The sequence below is a fragment of the Streptococcus nidrosiense genome (genome assembly GCF_042140045.1).
Taxonomy (GTDB): Bacteria; Bacillota; Bacilli; order Lactobacillales; family Streptococcaceae; genus Streptococcus; species Streptococcus nidrosiense.
The window spans coordinates 388,586-407,411 of sequence record NZ_CP152419.1; the positions used below are offsets into that span (position 1 = coordinate 388,586).

At 34.4% G+C, this 18,826-nt stretch carries 15 protein-coding genes and 2 tRNA genes; 8 read left to right on the forward strand and 9 right to left on the reverse strand.

Features of this window, described 5'->3' with window-relative positions:
* Positions 1–65 precede the first annotated feature (65 nt).
* The 6 genes from ychF to AAFQ93_RS01915 form a co-directional block, all read right to left on the reverse strand.
* Complete coding sequence (ychF, locus tag AAFQ93_RS01890) at positions 66–1,181, reverse strand: redox-regulated ATPase YchF (protein ID WP_045762398.1); 1,116 nt, start codon at positions 1,179–1,181, stop codon at positions 66–68.
* Between the two features lie 85 nt (positions 1,182–1,266).
* Complete coding sequence (locus AAFQ93_RS01895) at positions 1,267–1,461, reverse strand: DUF951 domain-containing protein (RefSeq protein ID WP_000285188.1); 195 nt, start codon at positions 1,459–1,461, stop codon at positions 1,267–1,269.
* Between the two features lie 66 nt (positions 1,462–1,527).
* A complete protein-coding gene (dnaN, locus tag AAFQ93_RS01900) occupies positions 1,528–2,664 on the reverse strand; it encodes a DNA polymerase III subunit beta (protein ID WP_045762399.1) in 1,137 nt (378 codons plus the stop codon).
* Positions 2,665–2,821: 157 nt separating this feature from the next.
* Positions 2,822–4,177, reverse strand: coding sequence for a chromosomal replication initiator protein DnaA (gene dnaA / locus AAFQ93_RS01905; protein WP_045762400.1), 1,356 nt, complete (start codon positions 4,175–4,177; stop codon positions 2,822–2,824).
* Between the two features lie 221 nt (positions 4,178–4,398).
* Positions 4,399–5,157, reverse strand: coding sequence for a ParB/RepB/Spo0J family partition protein (locus AAFQ93_RS01910; protein WP_045762401.1), 759 nt, complete (start codon positions 5,155–5,157; stop codon positions 4,399–4,401).
* A gap of 56 nt (positions 5,158–5,213) precedes the next feature.
* Entirely contained in the window at positions 5,214–6,398 is a 1,185-nt protein-coding gene (locus AAFQ93_RS01915; protein WP_000793272.1) for a S1C family serine protease, read from the reverse strand.
* Positions 6,399–6,581: 183 nt separating this feature from the next.
* Here AAFQ93_RS01915 and rlmH point away from each other — a divergent pair, with 183 nt between their 5' ends.
* From rlmH to AAFQ93_RS01945, 6 genes are all read left to right on the forward strand, one after another.
* Positions 6,582–7,061 (forward strand): 23S rRNA (pseudouridine(1915)-N(3))-methyltransferase RlmH, encoded by a 480-nt coding sequence (gene rlmH / locus AAFQ93_RS01920; protein WP_000695942.1) that lies wholly within the window; start codon positions 6,582–6,584, stop codon positions 7,059–7,061.
* Positions 7,062–7,104: 43 nt separating this feature from the next.
* A tRNA-Arg gene (locus AAFQ93_RS01925) sits at positions 7,105–7,178 on the forward strand.
* A 165-nt stretch (positions 7,179–7,343) separates the two neighbouring features.
* On the forward strand, positions 7,344–7,478 hold the full coding sequence (gene comC, locus AAFQ93_RS01930; protein ID WP_080936286.1) for a competence-stimulating peptide ComC: 135 nt from the start codon (positions 7,344–7,346) through the stop codon (positions 7,476–7,478).
* 22 nt (positions 7,479–7,500) lie between these two features.
* Entirely contained in the window at positions 7,501–8,820 is a 1,320-nt protein-coding gene (gene comD, locus AAFQ93_RS01935) for a competence system sensor histidine kinase ComD (protein WP_045762404.1), read from the forward strand.
* The gene (gene comE, locus AAFQ93_RS01940) at positions 8,817–9,569 is read left to right on the forward strand and encodes a competence system response regulator transcription factor ComE (RefSeq protein ID WP_049530388.1); all 753 of its coding nucleotides are present in this window, start codon (positions 8,817–8,819) and stop codon (positions 9,567–9,569) included. Before comD ends, comE begins: the two co-directional genes overlap by 4 nt.
* 120 nt (positions 9,570–9,689) lie before the next feature.
* Positions 9,690–9,763 (forward strand) — tRNA-Asn (locus AAFQ93_RS01945).
* A 212-nt stretch (positions 9,764–9,975) separates the two neighbouring features.
* On the opposite strand, the gene AAFQ93_RS01950 is transcribed toward AAFQ93_RS01945, so the two are convergent.
* Positions 9,976–10,518: a TetR/AcrR family transcriptional regulator gene (locus AAFQ93_RS01950; RefSeq protein ID WP_001158257.1), complete on the reverse strand. Its 543-nt coding sequence runs from the start codon at positions 10,516–10,518 to the stop codon at positions 9,976–9,978.
* 128 nt (positions 10,519–10,646) lie between these two features.
* On the opposite strand from AAFQ93_RS01950, the gene AAFQ93_RS01955 reads away from it, so the two are divergent.
* Entirely contained in the window at positions 10,647–13,310 is a 2,664-nt protein-coding gene (locus tag AAFQ93_RS01955; RefSeq protein ID WP_223140364.1) for a YhgE/Pip domain-containing protein, read from the forward strand.
* A 31-nt stretch (positions 13,311–13,341) separates the two neighbouring features.
* On the opposite strand, the gene AAFQ93_RS01960 is transcribed toward AAFQ93_RS01955, so the two are convergent.
* Complete coding sequence (locus AAFQ93_RS01960) at positions 13,342–15,891, reverse strand: YfhO family protein (protein WP_223140365.1); 2,550 nt, start codon at positions 15,889–15,891, stop codon at positions 13,342–13,344.
* A 61-nt stretch (positions 15,892–15,952) separates the two neighbouring features.
* Positions 15,953–17,575 carry an ATP-binding cassette domain-containing protein gene (locus AAFQ93_RS01965; protein ID WP_045762408.1) on the reverse strand — a complete coding sequence of 541 codons (1,623 nt, stop codon included), beginning with the start codon at positions 17,573–17,575 and terminating at the stop codon, positions 15,953–15,955.
* 205 nt (positions 17,576–17,780) lie between these two features.
* Here AAFQ93_RS01965 and trpS point away from each other — a divergent pair, with 205 nt between their 5' ends.
* Positions 17,781–18,806, forward strand: coding sequence for a tryptophan--tRNA ligase (gene trpS / locus AAFQ93_RS01970; protein WP_223140366.1), 1,026 nt, complete (start codon positions 17,781–17,783; stop codon positions 18,804–18,806).
* Positions 18,807–18,826 lie beyond the last annotated feature (20 nt).

The window sequence follows — 18,826 nt, forward strand, 5'->3', positions numbered from 1 at the left end:
TCCTTTCAAAAGTCAAAAGGGTTGGAATTTTTTTCCAACCTAATTGACATTATTTTAAATATTGATTAAACGTTAAAGCGGAATTCCATAATATCGCCATCTTGCACGACATATTCTTTTCCTTCTTCACGCAAACGTCCAGCTTCTTTTACAGCCTTTTCAGAGCCGTATTTTACCAAATCGTCATAAGACATGGTCACTGCACGAATAAAACCTTTTTCGAAGTCAGAGTGGATGATACCAGCTGCTTGAGGAGCTTTCATACCACGTTTAAATGTCCAAGCACGAACCTCTTTTTCACCAGCTGTGAAGTAAGTTCCAAGTCCTAGTAGATGGTAAGCAGCACGAGTCAACTTATCCACACCTGATTCTGTCAAACCAATAGCTTCAAGAAACTCTTTTTTATCTTCATCGTCTAATTCAGAAATTTCTTCTTCAGCACGCGCAGAGATAACCACTACCTCTGCATTTTCTGTTGCTGCGAATTCACGAATTTGTTTCACATAATCGATAGATTCTGGGTCTCCAACCACATCCTCATCAACGTTAGCTACATAAAGAACTGGTTTCGTTGTCAAGAGAAAGAGTCCTTTTACAACTTTTTGCTCTTCATCTGTAAATTCAATGGTACGAGCTGATTTTCCATCTTCAAGAACAGGTTTAATCTTTTGAAGAACGTTAAATTCTGCAACTGATTCCTTATCTTTTTGAGTACGTGCCATTTTTTCCACACGCGCATAACGTTTATTGACTGATTCTAAATCAGCAAGAATCAACTCTAGGTTAATGGTATCAATATCTGCTAGCGGATCCACAAAGGCATCTTCACGACCTTGCTCACGCATGACATTTTCATCATCAAAGGCACGAACCACATGAACAATCGCATCAACTTCACGGATGTTGGCCAAGAATTTATTCCCAAGACCTTCTCCTCTTGATGCTCCTTTTACAATCCCTGCAATATCTGTAAATTCAAAGGTTGTTGGAACTGTCTTTTTAGGAGTAATCATTTCCGTCAATTTTTGGAGGCGTTCATCTGGAACTTCTACCATTCCAACGTTTGGATCAATGGTCGCAAAAGGATAGTTTGCAGCCTCTGCTCCTGCTTTTGTAATTGCATTAAATAGGGTTGATTTACCAACGTTTGGTAAACCTACAATACCTGCTGTTAAAGCCATAGTTTCTCATTCTCCGTTCACATTTCAATCTTCAATATTATAACACAAAAAGGGAAAACTTGCTAACCCTCTTACTATGGGGTTCCTAGTCGATGATTTTGTTCATTTTTCTTTCAAAATCATAGCGACTCATCATGACCACATGATCACAATTGCTACATTTTATTTTGATATCTGCACCAACACGGGTAATTTCCCAACGATTGGCTTTTTTACCTGTTGATTTGATTGTACAAGCGTGTGGTTTTTTCATTTCAACAAAATTTCCAACTTGATACATAGTTAATCTCCTTTTTCTTTTTCGATTATATCATAAAAGAGGCGAGCTAGGCTCAACCTCTTTCCATTAATTTGTACGAACTGGTGTGATGAGCTGCATGAAATCTTCATCTGTATCAGCTGGAACTAGAGTAAATGGACGAACTGCTGAAATAAAGCTGATTGTAACTTTTTCGCTATTCAAAGCTTTTAGTGCTTCAATCAAATAAGTTGGGTTGAAACTAATCGTCAAATCAGCACCACTTACATTTTCAGTATCAATTTCTTCGTTTACTTTCCCTACTTCTGGAGAATGGACATGGGCACTTACAACTCCTTCTTTGATTTCTAATTTAACAGTACCATTTTGTGTCGCACTTGATAAGAGGCGAGCACGTTCCATAGACTGGCGTAGTTTAGCAACATCAAAAGTCACTGTTGTATTGAAATCTGTTGGAATCAATCGATCGGTATCTGGATAATTTCCTTCTAAGAGACGTGTGTAGAAGCTAATATTTTCACTTCTAAAGAGAATTTGATTATTAGCGAAGAAAATCTCTACTGTTTCGATATCATCCGTAAAAACAGCTGAAAATTCGCGTAGCGAACGACTTGGGATGACAACATTAAAATCATCGCTATTTTTTTCAAGAGTCAATTTCTTCTGACTGAGACGGTGAGAGTCTGTCGCAACTGTTTTTAATTCTTTGTGGTTGCTTAAAACAAAGTGGACACCTGTCAAAATAGGACGGCTTTCTTGGGTACTAGCTGCAAAAGCTGTTTCATTGATAATCTTTTTAAGAAGTTTTGTTTCAAGAACTAAAGGATTGCTTGCAGAAATTTCCTGAATACGTGGATATTGCTCACTATCTTTTCCTTTAAGAGTAATCTCTGATTTTCCACTAGTTAAGACAATTTGCTTTTGTTCAATCTCTTTAAAATCAAGTGTTACATCTGGAAGACTTGAAACAACATTGATAAAGAAAGAAGCTTCCAGTAGAACTGAACCTAAAGAGTTAATCAAGAGACCTGCATTTTCATTTTTTTGCGAGATAAAATTTTCGATTGAGATTTGACCATTTGATCCAATCAAGGTAATTCCTTCATTGGTAACATCAATTTTTACAGTTGATAAAATAGGAATTGCATTCTTTGAGTTAATAGCTCTCTTTGTTGTATTTAAAGCTTGTAAAAATAAGTTTTTATTAATTGAAAAATGAATCATGGATTCTCCTTTATTCTTTTTATTATTAGAAGGATAATAGTAATAATAGAGCGTGTGAAATCTGTGGAAAAACACTTGTAATCAAGAAAACTCAAGGACAGAGCCTTGTTTAAAAGATGTGGATAAATAAGAGATTTTTTAAAAAGTTATCCACAAGTTATTTAATTTTCTTTTTGATGTTTTCAATTTCTATACGTAAATTATCATCTGTTTCAAGCATGGATTTGATTTTTCCATGAGCGTGAATGACCGTTGTGTGGTCTTTACCACCAAACTCTTTTCCAATCTTAGGAAGGCTATTATCAGTCATTTCTCTGGCTAGATACATGGCAACTTGACGGGCTAAAACGATATTTTGAACACGTCTAGTTCCTTTCATTTCCTTGACACTAACACCATAGAAGTTTCCAACTTCTGTCTGGATTTTATCAATTGGAATCACGATCATTTTGCTAACGTCTTGTTTACGAGCACGGATAGCTTCAGCTGCAATGTCAACTGTGATATCGTTAATCTTTTTGACTTTGGCCATTAGGCTTATGTCGTTGAGTGCTCCCTCGAGTTCTCGCACGTTAGAGTCAAATTGTCCAGCCAGATATTCGAGTGTATCATTCTGAAAGTGATAGTTGAGATGTTCAGTCTTACTCTGTAAAATAGCAATACGTGTTTCAAAATCAGGTGGTGTGATATCTGTCGTTAATCCCCATGAGAAGCGCGTGACCAGACGTTCGGGCAGACTCTCTAAATGTTCAGGTCTACGGTCACTCGTCAAAACAATCTGTTTATTATTATTGTGAAGGGCGTTAAATGTATTGAAAAACTCTTCCTGAGTTTGTACTTTCTTTCCACTAAGTGATTGAATATCATCAATGAGTAGGAGGTCTAAACTACGGTAAGTTTTCTTGAATTTTTCCATATCATTGAGTCTCAAATGCTCTAGAAATTCATTAATGAAACTTTCAGCAGGTATGTATTTTACACGCGCATTTGGGCTCTTTTTTAGAATTTCATTTCCAAGGGCATTTAACAAGTGAGTTTTTCCAAGTCCAGGCCCTCCGTAGATAAATAGAGGATTGTAAGTTAATCCTGGATCTTCAGAAACAGCCAAAGCAGCAGACTTAGCCCAAACATTACCATCCCCTTGAACAAAATTATCGAAAGTATACTTTTCCTTGAGTCCAGTTTCAGAATATGGAATAGTGGATTGACTTGGTTGATAATCGTTGCCAGGTTCAGACTCGAAAGCTACTTGTGAGCTAGCTTCTTCAACTTTCGTGAAGATATAATGAGCTTTTATTTCAGTATCATAGATTTCAAAACCTGCTGCTAAAAGCATCCCATTGATATTTCGTTCCCAGAATATCTGCATTTCATCGCGGGGTAAGAAAATCGTTGCAGTATTTTCTTCAACTTTAACCAGTTTTGCGTCTAAAATATAGAAATCATAAACTGACTGAGTTAATTTATCATGTGCAAGTTCTAAAAGACGATTCCAAAATTGTTTTTCCTTCAATGATTTTCTCCTCCTTTACTATAGAATTTAAAAGGTTTATTGATAGAATCATTTTACCATAGATAAGATTATTTTTCCACAAGTTGTGGAAAACAATTAACAATGTTTTTAAATGTTATCCACAAAATGTGGATAACTAAGAAAGATTCTGAAATACTGGGCTTTTAAAAACTAAAATGCAGTGGATAACCATGTTAGTTAAGAATACTAAAATAACAGCCTTATTTCAGGCTGTTAATAAATTGTTGGTATTCATCTTGGTTATGGAAGGAAATTGAAATTTTACCACTATCTTTTTTTTGTAGCTTAATCTGAACATCTAATCCGAGTATTTTTTTCAATTTTTGCTCTTCGTCTTTGACAAAGTGGTCTTTTTCTTTTCTGCTGCTCTTCTTCGTTTTTTGTAGTATTTGTTCAACTTGTCGAACAGAGAGATTTTCAGTTTGAATACGATTCAAGAGTTTATCTTGTTTATCACTTGATAATTGAATGAGGAGTCTAGCATGAGCTTGAGAAAGTCTACCACTTTCAACTTCTGTCAGGATATGTTTAGGTAATCCTAACAATCGAACTAGGTTTGTAATATAAGGTCGAGATTTCCCCATTTTTTCAGCAATTTCTGTGTGGGTAAAACCTTTATCAATTAAGGATTGATATGCTTTAGCTTCCTCGATAGGATTTAAATTTTCTCGTTGGAGATTCTCAATGATAGAATGAAGCATCATATCTTGATCAGAAAGTTGCTTAACAATGACTGGAACTTCTGAAAGTCCAGCAGCTATTGAAGCACGATACCGTCTTTCTCCAGCTAGAATTTCATATCCAAGTACTGGAGATTTTCTAACGATAATAGGCTGAATCAAGCCGTTTTCCTTAATAGATTGTGCCAGTTCTTGAATTTTTTCTTCTGAAAATTCCTTACGAGGTTGATAGGGATTTTTTTGAATATCTTTTATTTGAACAATTTTAAATTCTTCCATAATTCTACATTAACACAACTTAGATATTCTGTAAAGCAACTTTACATATCTGTAAACTACTTATCTAAATCACTAGTACTTTTATCTAATTTAATAGTTGTTGTTTCTTCCTTACCATCACGGTAGTAAGTAACAGTCATACTGTCTCCAATAGAATGACTATATAGAGCACTTTGCAATTCAGTAGTGGAAGAAATAGCTTTATCATCTATTTTTGTAATGACGTCATATTGTTGCAGATGTCCATTGGCAGGCATATTTTTTTGAACAGAACGAACAGCTACACCAGAAGTAACATTTCCAGGAAGTTTTAGTTTTTGAAGATCAGTTGTACTAAGATTTGATAAGTTAACCATGTGGATTCCAAGAGCAGGTCGAGTTACTTTTCCATCTTTTTCCAACTGCTTAATAATATTAATTACATCGTTTGCAGGAATGGCAAAACCGAGACCTTCGACAGATGTTCCACCATTAGAGGCAATTTTACTTGATGTAATACCGATGACTTGGCCTTGGATATTAATCAAAGGACCACCTGAGTTCCCAGGGTTAATAGCTGTATCTGTTTGGATAGCATTAGTTGAGATAGCTTGTCCGTCTTCAGATTTTAGAGATACATTTCTATTTAAACTTGATACAATCCCCTGTGTCACAGTATTGGCATATTCAGAACCTAGAGGACTTCCGATTGCAATAGCTGTTTCTCCAACTGTTAGTTGACTAGAATCACCAAATTCGGCTACTGTTGTGACCTTATCTGCAGCAATTTTTACAACGGCAATATCTGAATAAGTATCAGAACCCACAATTTCACCAGGGACTTTTGTACCATCTGCTAAACGAATATCAACTTTTTTAGCACCATTAATAACGTGAGTATTGGTTACAAGGTAAGCAGTATCCCCTTCCTTTTTATAAATGACACCAGAACCTTCACTGTATACTTGTTCAGCATTGGTATCTGTATCAGTTTCATCAGATCCGAGTAAACTGTTTTGAGAGTTTGATGAGTAAGTAATGACAGATACAACAGCATCTTTAACTTTATCAACTGCTTGAGTAGTTGAGTTTTCATTTTTTACAGCTGTTTTGCTGACAGTCGTTGTAGTTGTCGTACCACTATTTTGTTTTTGACTGAGCTGCAATGTGGTAAAAGTACCTAAAATACCACTAAAAAAGCTAATGAGAATGACTACTAAAAGTTGTCCCCATTTTTTGGAACTAGTTTTTAAGTTTTTCATAGAAGCCTCCATGTTTTTTAATCAATGAAAGTATAAAATAGCTAGCTTAATCCAAGCTTAAAAACAAAAAGTTTTTCACAACTTGTGGATAACTTTCGAAAACCTGTGAATTTATTGAAGTTTTTCAAAATCTTATCTGTGAATAAGATGTGAAATTGAGTGTGAATATGTTAGAATAGAAGAATGAAAATTAAAGTGGTAACAGTTGGAAAACTGAAAGAAAAATATCTCAAAGATGGCATAGCAGAATACTCCAAGAGAATTTCACGATTTGCTAATCTAGAAATGATTGAGTTGGCTGATGAAAAAACACCAGATCGGGCCAGCGAATCTGAAAATCAAAAGATTTTGGAGTTGGAAGGGAACCGCATTCTTGCTAAAGTAGGGGAACGTGATTTTGTAGTTGTTTTAGCTATTGAAGGAACTACTTTTTCTTCTGAAGAGTTCAGTAAGCAGCTTGAAAGGGCTTCTATCAATGGATTTTCGACAATCACTTTTATCATTGGTGGGAGTTTAGGACTATCTCCAGAGGTGAAAAAGAGAGCCAATCTCTCTGTTAGTTTTGGGAGATTGACGCTTCCTCATCAACTAATGAGATTAGTCTTAGTAGAACAAATTTATAGAGCGTTTTCGATTCAACAGGGCTCTCCCTATCATAAATAGATGATTGACTAAGCTAGCTTTTTTTGATAAGATAGATTAGTAAGGTCTCATAGCTCAGCTGGATAGAGCATTCGCCTTCTAAGCGAACGGTCGCAGGTTCGAATCCTGCTGGGATCAGTGTTAAATCGTAAGCTGGGAAAAAATCCCAGCTTTTTTTGTAAAAATTTGACATTTCAGAATAAAATTTGAGCATTTGAGAAATAATTCTCTATAGGAATCGTAGATTTTATATAATATTTTTGTAAGTTAATTTACAAGAAAAACATTATAGGAGTTTATATTATGAAAAAGAATACAGATTTTGCTCAAATGAAAGATTTCCAAGAATTGAACGAAAAAGAACTGCAGGAAATCAGAGGTGGGGAATGGAGACCTCCATATACAATAAATAATTTTCTTTTTCCAAAAAGAAAGTAAGTAAAAATAAAGGTGGGAAATAATGAATTTATTCGGATTAGTAATTGCTATTGTTTATGTTTTTATTATTAGTAAAATTCATGAATGGGTTTGTAAAGCAACTAGAAAAGACCAATATTTTTTTAGTCTTTATATATTTCTAATACCATTAGTATTGGAAATAATTCTCTATTTCTTGAAATTAGATAGTTTTAGTTTGTCTAAATTTTTATTTCCTTTCCTCCTATTTGGTTACTTTGTTGGATTTAAGAAGTATGAGAAATCTAAGGGAATTTTTATCAGTCTATTATTTTCTCTTTTATATAATAGTACTAATAACTTTTTATCAGTAACCTTATCATCTATTACAGGAGATGAGTTTGCATTGAAGTATAACAATTATTTTTCTCTATTTATCCTGATCTTAACTTATTTGGTTATTAAAGTTGTTGTGTCTTATTTCCATCTCGAATTTAAATATTTTGATAAAGACTATCTATATCCTTTTCTGAAGAAAGTGCTCTTTGCATTTATTTTTCTACACGTTGTCTCTTTCACTTCAGATATTGTGAGTACGATTCGTCACTTAAATGGTTTTGGAAGTATTTTATCATCCATTGTTTTTGTTGGCCTACTTTTGACTTTTTTCTCCATGAATTCTCATAAAGTTCAGATAGAAAAAGAGATTGAATTGGAACAAAAGAAGTTTGAGCAAAAACATTTACAAACTTACACGGATGAGATTGTTACTTTATATAATGAAATTCGTGGTTTTCGCCATGATTATACAGGCATGCTTGTCAGCTTAAGAATGGCGATCGAAAGTAAAGATTTACAAGAAATTGACAGAGTTTACAGTGAAGTACTTGTAAAGGCGAATCAAAAATTACGTTCAGACAAGTATACCTATTTCGATTTGAACAATATTGAGGATTCAGCACTTCGTAGTTTAATTGCCCAATCTATTGTCAATGCGAAAACTAATGATGTAGAGTACACATTAGAGGTAAAAGATATTATTACACCTTTATCTATGGAATTGTTAGATTTAGTGCGCGTGATGAGCGTTCTGCTCAATAATGCTGTTGAAGGGGCAGTTGAAAGCTATCAAAAACAACTAGAGGTAGCTATTATCAAGTTGGATCTTGAAACCCTAGTTGTCATCCAAAACTCTTGTAAAAAAAGAAAGGTAAAATCCGAAGATTTATTTGAATTAGGATTTTCAACTAAAGGAAGACATAGAGGACTTGGACTTAATAATGTTAAAGAAATTTTAGGAAAATATGACAATGTTATTTTAGAAACAGAAATTGATAATGATGTATTTAAACAAGTGATTAGATTTAAGAGGGAACTGATATGAAAGTATTGATTTTAGAAGATATTATAGAACACCAAGTAAGGTTGGAAACAACTCTAAATAAAATTTCTAAGGAAACAAATATTCCTATCTCCTATAAAACAACAGGAAAAGTAAGAGAGTTTATGGAATATGTAGAGCATGATGAAGTCAATCAGCTTTATTTTCTAGATATTGATATCAATGGGATTGAGAGAAAAGGATTTGAGGTTGCTCAATTTATTCGCCATCGCAATCCTTATGCGATTATTGTTTTTATTACAAGTCGATCTGAATTTGCTACTTTGACTTATAAATACAAAGTTTCAGCATTGGATTTCATTGATAAAGAAACCAGTGATCAAGTTTTTAAAAATAGAGTTGCCGACTGTGTGCTTTACACTAAGACTACTTTACTTGAAAACCAATCAGTCGTTGATTATTTTGATTATAGTTATAAAGGAAATGATCTTTGTATTCCTTATCATGATATTCTCTACATTGAAACAACGGGAACTTCTCATAAATTACGAATTGTAGGTAAGAATTTTGCAAAAGAATTCTATGGAACAATGACAGATATTCAAGAAAAGGATAAGGAAACCCAACGTTTTTATCTAGCTCACAAGTCATTTTTAGTCAATATTGGTAATGTGAGAGAAATTGATCGTAAAAAAATGGAAGTTGTATTTTATGAAGATCATCGTTGTCCTATCTCTCGCCTAAAAACTAAAAAATTGAGAGAACTAATGGCTAAAAACCAAAAAAAGTAATTGACAATTTTTGATAAATTGATATAATGGTTATATCTGCTACAGGTAGAGGGTCCGTTGGTTAAGAAATCGTCTTTTCATAGCGGTAACACGGGTTCGAATTCCGTACGGACTATTTAATCCGCCATAGCTCAGTTGGTAGTAGCGCATGACTGTTAATCATGATGTCGTAGGTTCGAGTCCTACTGGCGGAGTCAGATGAAAGGAACACTAATTTGGTGTTCCTTTTTTTTTGATTCTTTGTCCGATGTAATGAGGGGAGGCATATCTAAAATATTGAAAGAGAATGATTTGTGTCCGAAAATAAAACTAAGCAAAATTAGTATTAGTCTAATAAGAACAACAAAATAGGCTCCATAATATCCATAGGGGTTTGATTCCCTATAACTATTATAGAGCTTTTTTGTTAATTTGTATCTCCTAACATTTTCATTAAAAAGTCCGTGATTTCTTGTGGACTTTCTTTTTTTCCATGGGCAATCCAGGTTTGACAGACTCCAAAGAGAGCATTTGTTAGGTAGACGCTACTATATTCTAATTCTACTTCATTTAGTTTGAGTTGCATAAAACGTTTTTGAAGGTCCGTGCTCAGTAGGATGTGAAGCTTATTTCTCAGGAAATTTTGAATTTCCTTGGTTCCATTTTCAGATAAAAGAGCTGCTAGAAGCGGTTCTGATTCCAAGTATTCAAATACTTCTAGAATAGCATCTCGTTTGTGATTAGCATGTTTTTGAAAGATATATTCGAAGGTATGGAATAGTTTACTTTGGTAATGTTCAATCATGTCGTATTTATCTTTGTAATGAGTATAGAAACTGGAGCGGCTAATTCCAGCTTTTTGTGCTAATTTAACAGTTGTAATCTGATCGAATGGTTGTTCCATCAATAATTCTACCATGGCATTTTCGATAATGCGCTTGGTTTTTAATCGTTTATTACTTTCTTGCATGTTCCCTCCAGATGAACAATTTTAGACAATGTGTTTAAAAACAGATTTTTTATCTTGTCTTTTTAATTTTTTTATGTATAATCTATTATATCAAAAATTTAGACAAGTAGTTTAAAAAAGGAGACAATATGTTTAAAGAATGGAAAGCAATCTTTAAAAAACCGACATTTATTATTGTCATGATAGGAATTTCCTTAATTCCAGCTCTTTACAATATCATTTTCTTATCATCAATGTGGGATCCATACGGTAAACTTTCGGAGTTACCTGTAGCAATTGTTAATAAGGACCAAACTGCTACTTATAATGATGAAAAACTCACTATTGGTGAAGACATGGTGTCTAATTTAAAAGATAGTAATAGCCTGGATTTTCATTTTGTAGATGAAGGTGAGGGAGAAAGAGGACTGCGGGATGGAGATTATTACATGGTTGTAACGTTGCCAAGTAATCTTTCTGAGAAAGCTTCTTCTATCCTTACAAATCATCCTGAACAGATGACGATTGACTATCAGACATCAAGTGGTCATAGTTTTATTGCTAGCAAGATGAGTGATTCTGCTATGACACAAATCAAACAGACTGTGGCTACTAATGTTACTCAATCTTATACCAAAGCTTTATTTGAAAAGATGGGGGATTTAAAACTTGGTTTATCTCAAGCGGCAAATGCAAGTTTACAGTTGGCTGATGGTTCGAATCAGCTTTCTGATGGGAGTCAAACCTTATCAACCAATCTTCAAACCTTAGCTCAATCGAGTCTCACATTTTCTAATGGTGCTGATCAATTATCTACAGGTTTAGGAACCTATACAGCTGGTGTAAATCAGTTAAATCTTGGTCTTGGTAATTTTAATACTGGTTTAAATCAATATACCAGCGCTATTTCACAAATTGATAATGGATTAAACCAACTGAATTCACAGACACCGGCACTGGTATCAGGATTGACTCAACTTGATGCAGGCACACAAGCCTATACAGGTGGTGTTTCTCAACTCAATTCAGGATTAAATCAATTTTCACTTGGTATTGATACTTATACAAATGGAGTTCAAAGTCTATCATCAGGTGCAAATCAGATTTCTACAAAATCAGAGACTCTACGTACAGGATTAACACAACTTAATCAAGGTATTCAAGAACTTTCTACTCAATTAGATGGGACAACCCAACAAAAAGATCAGATTAAACAATTAGCAACTAGTTTAGAGCAATTTAATCAAGCTATTCAAAATATTCAAACAGCAGATAGTGGAGAGATAACACAAGTAACAAACCAGCTTTCTAGTAGTCTATCAACGATTGCAAATTCAGCACAAAGCATCATTACTTCAAATCAATCTGAAAAAGAAACTACTTTATCAGCTATTCAATCTACGAGTGCTTATCAAAGCTTAACTCCTGACCAACAGGCAGAGATAACTTCTGTGGTTTCTAATCAATCATCTTCTGCTAGTGAGTCAGCACGAACAATTTTAACTACAGTTCAAACTTTACAATCTTCTTTAGAAAATGTAACCACTCAAACAGATAGTCTAACTCAATTAAAGAATCACTCAAGTCAATTATTACCAACTGCTTCTTCAACATTGACAAGTTTGTCAAGCGGATTAACACAGGTTCAAACAGCAATTGATGGTCAGTTATTGCCAGCTAGTCAAACTCTTGCATCTGGTATTGACAGCTATACAAAATCTGTAGACCAAGTAGCTTTAGGAGCAAGTCAGCTGAGTTCGAAAAATTCGAACTTGACAGGAAGTTTCAATAAGTTGCTACAAGGCTCTAATCAGTTGACAGAAAAATCTTCTACATTGACAGGTGCTACTGCTAAATTAGCAGCGAATGGGCCAGAATTAGCAACAGGAATTGATAAACTTGCATCAGGTGTCAACCAAGTAAACAATAAAACATCAGATTTAACTGCTGGATTTAATCAATTACAAGCGGGTTCTCAACAATTAGCTGATAAATCAGACCAGCTAGTTTCAGGAGCAAATCAACTAGCTAATGGTTCTGAAAAAATAGCTAGTGGAGCAGATCAACTTGCTCAAGGATCTGAAATTTTACAATCAGGACTTGGAAAATTAAGTGATGGTTCAAGTCAATTAAATCAAGGTTTGACAGAGGCTGAGGGGCAATTGCAACAGGCTTCAACTGAACCAACAAATGCAGACTTACTGGCTGATCCTTTAAGTCTTTCAAAAACTGATACGGATCAAGTTGCTGTTAATGGGATTGCTATGGCTCCGTATATGATATCAGTTGCTCTTTTTGTTGCTGCTATTTCAACTAATATGATTTTTGCTAAATTGCCTTCTGGGCGCCATCCAGAAAGTCGCTGGGCTTGGTTTAAGTCTCGCTTTGAAATTAACGGTATCATTGCTGGTTTGGCAGGAGTATTAGTTTATGGTGGAGTACATTTAATTGGACTTACTGCAGTTCACGAATTCAAAACCTTTGCTTTGATTATTTTAACTAGTCTTGCTTTCATGGCGATGGTAACAGCATTGACAACCTGGAATTCTCGCCTAGGCGCCTTCTTCTCCTTAATTTTATTACTCCTTCAATTAGCATCAAGTGCAGGAACTTATCCTTTAGCTTTGACGAATCAATTCTTTAAAACTATTAATCCATGGTTACCTATGAGTTATTCAGTTTCAGGTCTTCGACAAACCATTTCTATGACAGGTAATATTCATAGTCAGATTATTTTCCTTATCTTTACAATAATGATTTTTGTTGCTTTAGGAATGCTAGTCTATCAACCTAAAAAAGCTGAAGAAGACTAAAAACAATCGACCAATTCGGTCGATTGTTTTTTTATCTAGAATATTTTTTTCTTTGAATATCATAAAAAATAAAGACAATAATGGCTATAAGAGAACAACTTGCACCAGCAACAAATCCTTTTGGAATAAAGGAAAGGGTAATAGTTCCTTCACCTTCAGGAACATCAATTTTCATAAATCCAGTTTGTGCCTGTTGAATTTGTAATTTTTTACCATTTTGGTAAGCAGACCATCCTCGGTCGTAAGGAATTGTGAAAAAGATCGATGTCTCATTCTTTACCTTATAATTTACAGTGACTTTATTTTTATAAGAGCTCACTTCTACTGGATTTTCTTTTATTTTGCGTATAGCCTCCGTATATTTCTTAGTATCTAAGCGATAGAAAGTTGGAGATTCAAATGATACTTGAGCATTTCCTGGAAACTTAACTTGGATATCAAAAGTTTGTTTATGTTCTACATATCCAAGATTAAAAAATGTAAAAACATTATCTGTGGTAAAGGATTTTTTTTCACCATTGACAATGATGTCAACTTGCTTTTTCTTATCATTTGAAAAATTTAGCTTGGTCATGGAAAGGTAAACCTGACTATTATCAGGTACTTCAATGCTGTAGCTGATAGTTGCATCTTCAGTATCAGTTCCGTTTAGATTGACAACATTGTCATCAGAGTCTGTATAATGATTTATCGGATAAAAGTACTCTTCATTTAAGCCAGCAATTTGATTTAAAAATTGAGTTTGGTTATCAAGAGTATGGTCATTAAAAGTGACATCTTTGTAAAGAGACTGTGTAGCAAAAGCAATTGGGAGAGCGAATTGATTTTTATAAAGGGTTAGATTATTTTTTTGATAGCTTGGATGAAAACCATATTTATCTGGATAGGTTTCAGAAATATTGTAGCTGATTCCAAATAAACTATCTGCAATGATAGTATTATTTGCATAACGAAGATTAAGGTTGGTACCTGAAGATTTAAAACCCAACTTATCTAACGTTGTACTTGCAGAACGATTACGAACAGATGAAAATTGTGAGATGCCATTGTAGTTAAATTTCATGCTATCGTTTCCAGTTTGAGTTTGTAACTTTTCAGTTCGTGTAAATGTATCTGGTTGCTGTTTGGTATACTCCAAAATAGCTTCCATACTTGGAATATCTTTATCATAGGTACTACGAGAAGCAAATCCCCATTCTTTCGTAATTCCATTTAGTTGAGATGAAGCATTAAAACTAATTTCACTTATTGTAAAGATCAAAATAAGGATTGAAAAGATTTTTAGAGAAATCAGTTTTTTAATAAGTGCTAATAATAACAGTAAGTATACCACTAAGAATTCAAGCGTTAAGAGTATATTTAATTTAGTTAAAAATGAATAATGATTTTTAAAATAAATGGTTGCTAGATAACCAGATAAAAGGAAGGTTATTGGGCATAAAACATTCCATAACTTAATATCTTTAAATCTATCTAAAACTTCCGTAGATATATAAATCAAAAGAGTAGAGAAAATCCACGCATAGCGATGAAGAAACATATTTGGCGCGTGCATTCCTTGCCAAAATAGATCTAAGGCTTCTAGATAAAAACTAGCAATGATGATAATGAGTAGAGTTGCATAGCATAGTTTCACGTGAAACTTAATTGATTTTAATGTAAAGAATACAATTGTTAAGATAAAAGGAAGGAGGCCTACAAAAATCATTGGGATAGAACCATATTTAGTTGTATCGAAAGCACCAATAAATTGTTTAGCGAATAGATCTAGATACCAACTGGCATCTGTTTTTATTTTTGTAATAGCAGTTAGTTTTTCACCATGAGTTCTTAAGTCAAACAAGGTTGGGAGTGTCATGATGAAACTTGTTAAACCAGCGAGTAAGGATGTTAGGAAAAAATCAAGGAAAGAGAACTTGCGACTTTTAAAATCCCAGGAAAGTTGGCAAAAATACCAAACTACCAAAAACAGGGCAGTCATATAACCAAAATAGTAATTTTGGATAAATAATATTGACAAACTTGTAAAGTATAGAATGCGTTTTTTTTCCGTTATGAGTAGATGTAAACCAGTTAAAATTAAGGGGATTAAAATAAAAACATCTAACCAGGTTTTAATCTCAAGTTGACTAACTGTAAAGCTCATTAATGCATATGAGGTAGATAGAGCTAATCGAAGTAGGGCTGGTATATTTTTGAATATTTTACTCAAGCTAAAAAAGGTTGACAGACCTATCAAGCCAAATTTCAACAAGGTTGACAGATAGACTGCGTCTGGCATGCTTGATACATCAAAAAAATAAACAAGAGGAGATAGAAAACTACCAAGATAATAACTGGACAAGGCATAAAAATTGAGACCTAGACCACTGGTAAAAGTATAAAATAGACTATCACTCCCATGTAAAATATTACGAAGATTAAGATCAAAAATAACATATTGATGAAATCCATCTCCTAATAAAGGTGAAGTATCACTGTTCCAGTAGATACCTTGAGAAAGATAGACTCCGAACATAATCACTAGGGGAATGATGAAAGAAATAAGATAGGTCCAATAGTTTCTGAAAAATGTTTTCATGTTACCTCATAGAATGTTAGAAAACCCAGTTGGGTAATCCAACTGAGTTTTAAAGTATTATTTAGTCTTTCCAAAGTTCTTTGACTTTTGCTTGTACTTCAGCATTTTCTAAGAATTCATCATAAGTTTCATCGATACGGTCGATTACACCGTTTTTAGATAGGACAATAATGTGGTTGGCCAATGTTTGAATGAATTCATGGTCATGACTGGCGAAGATGATAGATTCTTTGAAGTTTTTCAATCCATCGTTCAAGCTTGAAATAGATTCCAAATCTAAGTGATTTGTAGGATCGTCAAGTACAAGAACATTTGATTTCAAAAGCATGAGTTTCGATAGCATCACGCGCACCTTTTCTCCTCCTGACAAGACGTTTACAGGTTTGTTAACCTCATCTCCAGAGAAGAGCATACGACCAAGGAAACCACGCAAGAAGGTATTGTCATCTTCTTCTTTACTTGCAAATTGACGGAGCCAGTCAAGGATAGATTCACCCCCAGCAAAATCAGCTGAATTGTCTTTTGGCAAGTATGAGCGACTAGTTGTAACTCCCCACTTGACAGTTCCCTCATAGTCAATATCACCCATAATAGCACGAATCAATGCAGTTGTTTGAATGTCGTTTTGACCGATTAGAGCTGTCTTGTCACCTGGACGCAAGATAAAGCTGATGTTGTCAAGAATAGTTTCGCCATCAATCTTGACAGATAGATTTTCTACTGTCAAGAGATCGTTTCCGATTTCACGTTCAGCTTTAAAGTTGATAAATGGATATTTACGACTAGATGGCACAATTTCTTCAAGTTCAATCTTATCAAGCATTTTCTTACGTGATGTTGCTTGTCTTGATTTAGAAGCATTAGCAGAGAAACGAGCAACGAATTCTTGGAGTTGCTTAATTTTTTCTTCTGCTTTTGCATTACGGTCTGCTAGCAATTTAGCAGCAAGCTCAGAAGATTCTTTCCAGAAGTCGTAGTTTCCGACATAGAGTTTGATTTTTCCAAAATCAAGGTCGGCCATGTGAGTACATACTTTGTTCAAGAAGTGACGGTCATGGGATACGACAATAACGGTGTTATCAAAGTCAATCAAGAAATCTTCTAACCAAGTAATAGATTGGATATCAAGACCGTTGGTCGGCTCATCTAGAAGAAGTACATCTGGTTTACCAAATAGAGCTTTAGCAAGAAGTACTTTCACTTTGTCCCCATTTGCAAGTTCGCTCATATTTTGATAATGAAGATCTTCAGGGATATTCAAGTTTTGCAAGAGTTGTGAAGCTTCACTCTCAGCTTCCCAACCACCTAGTTCAGCAAATTCTCCTTCAAGCTCAGCTGCACGAACTCCATCTTCATCAGTAAAGTCTGCTTTCATATAGATAGCATCTTTTTCTTTCATGATGTTGTATAGTTTTTCATTACCCATGATAACAACATCAATAACACGTTCATCCTCATAGTCAAAGTGATTTTGACGAAGCACAGAAAGACGTTCATCAGGACCAAGAGAAACATGACCAGTTGTAGGTTCGATATCACCAGCTAAGATTTTTAAAAATGTTGATTTACCTGCACCGTTAGCACCAATTAAACCATAGGTGTTTCCTTCTGTAAATTTGATGTTGACCTCATCAAAAAGTTTGCGATCACTAAAACGTAGTGAAACATCAGATACTGTTAGCAATTTTTTTCTCCTATTATATGTAATACTCTAATTCTACTAGAAAATCAGCAAATATTCAAATTTTTATCTGTCAATTATTTGTAAATAATATTTACAGAAAGTTTACAGTTAAGTAGTTGAAATCGTAATTATTTGATAAAAAAATTATCTGTCTTTTTATCAAAAAAATGCTATAATTGAAAGGACCATATCAAAGGAGAATAAGATGAATAAACCCATTATTTTAACAGGAGATCGTCCAACGGGGAAATTACATATTGGGCACTACGTTGGTAGCTTAAAAAATCGTGTGTTATTACAGGAAGAAGATAAATATGACATGTTTGTTTTTTTGGCTGACCAGCAAGCTTTAACTGACCATGCAAAAGATCCACAAACTATTGTAGAGTCTATAGGGAATGTTGCCTTGGACTATCTTGCAGTGGGATTGGATCCTAATAAATCAACGATTTTCATTCAAAGCCAGATTCCAGAATTGGCAGAGTTGTCTATGTATTACATGAATCTAGTGTCTTTGGCTCGTCTGGAGCGTAATCCTACTGTAAAGACAGAAATTGCTCAGAAAGGATTTGGAGAAAGTATTCCAACTGGATTTTTAGTTTATCCAATTGCTCAAGCAGCAGATATCACAGCTTTTAAGGCTAACTTTGTTCCTGTAGGTACAGACCAAAAACCGATGATTGAACAAACGCGTGAGATTGTGCGTTCATTCAATCATGCCTATAATTGTGATGTTTTAGTAGAACCGGAAGGAATTTATCCTGAAAATGAAGGAGCAGGTCGCTTACCTGGTCTTGATGGAAATGCCAAAATGTCTAAATCGCTTAATAATGGTATCTACTTGTCAGATGATGCAGATACTTTGCGTAAGAAAGTAATGAGTATGTATACAGATCCAGATCACATTCGTGTCGAGGATCCAGGTAAGATTGAAGGAAATATGGTCTTCCATTACTTAGATGTTTTCGGACGTCCTGAAGATGCTCAAGAAATTTCTGACATGAAAGAGCATTATCAACGTGGAGGTTTAGGTGATGTCAAGACTAAACGGTATCTACTGGAAATCCTAGAACGTGAACTTGGTCCAATCCGTGAACGTCGTCTAGAATATGCTAAAGATATGGGTGAAGTGTATAATATGCTTCAAAAAGGTAGTGAAAAAGCTCGAGAAGTTGCTGGTCAAACGCTTTCAGAAGTAAAAGCTGCAATGGGTCTAAATTACTTTCATTAATAGATAAAATATGAACTCTA

Excerpts from the sequence above, each read along its gene's own strand:
- ychF (WP_045762398.1), bottom strand. The coding sequence starts at position 1,181 with ATGGCTTTAACAGCAGGTATTGTAGGTTTACCAAACGTTGGTAAATCA.
- AAFQ93_RS01895 (WP_000285188.1), bottom strand. The coding sequence starts at position 1,461 with ATGTATCAAGTTGGAAATTTTGTTGAAATGAAAAAACCACACGCTTGT.
- dnaN (WP_045762399.1), bottom strand. The coding sequence starts at position 2,664 with ATGATTCATTTTTCAATTAATAAAAACTTATTTTTACAAGCTTTAAAT.
- AAFQ93_RS01910 (WP_045762401.1), bottom strand. The coding sequence starts at position 5,157 with ATGGAAGAATTTAAAATTGTTCAAATAAAAGATATTCAAAAAAATCCC.
- AAFQ93_RS01915 (WP_000793272.1), bottom strand. The coding sequence starts at position 6,398 with ATGAAAAACTTAAAAACTAGTTCCAAAAAATGGGGACAACTTTTAGTA.
- rlmH (WP_000695942.1), top strand. The coding sequence starts at position 6,582 with ATGAAAATTAAAGTGGTAACAGTTGGAAAACTGAAAGAAAAATATCTC.
- comC (WP_080936286.1), top strand. The coding sequence starts at position 7,344 with ATGAAAAAGAATACAGATTTTGCTCAAATGAAAGATTTCCAAGAATTG.
- comD (WP_045762404.1), top strand. The coding sequence starts at position 7,501 with ATGAATTTATTCGGATTAGTAATTGCTATTGTTTATGTTTTTATTATT.
- comE (WP_049530388.1), top strand. The coding sequence starts at position 8,817 with ATGAAAGTATTGATTTTAGAAGATATTATAGAACACCAAGTAAGGTTG.
- AAFQ93_RS01950 (WP_001158257.1), bottom strand. The coding sequence starts at position 10,518 with ATGCAAGAAAGTAATAAACGATTAAAAACCAAGCGCATTATCGAAAAT.
- AAFQ93_RS01955 (WP_223140364.1), top strand. The coding sequence starts at position 10,647 with ATGTTTAAAGAATGGAAAGCAATCTTTAAAAAACCGACATTTATTATT.
- AAFQ93_RS01960 (WP_223140365.1), bottom strand. The coding sequence starts at position 15,891 with ATGAAAACATTTTTCAGAAACTATTGGACCTATCTTATTTCTTTCATC.
- trpS (WP_223140366.1), top strand. The coding sequence starts at position 17,781 with ATGAATAAACCCATTATTTTAACAGGAGATCGTCCAACGGGGAAATTA.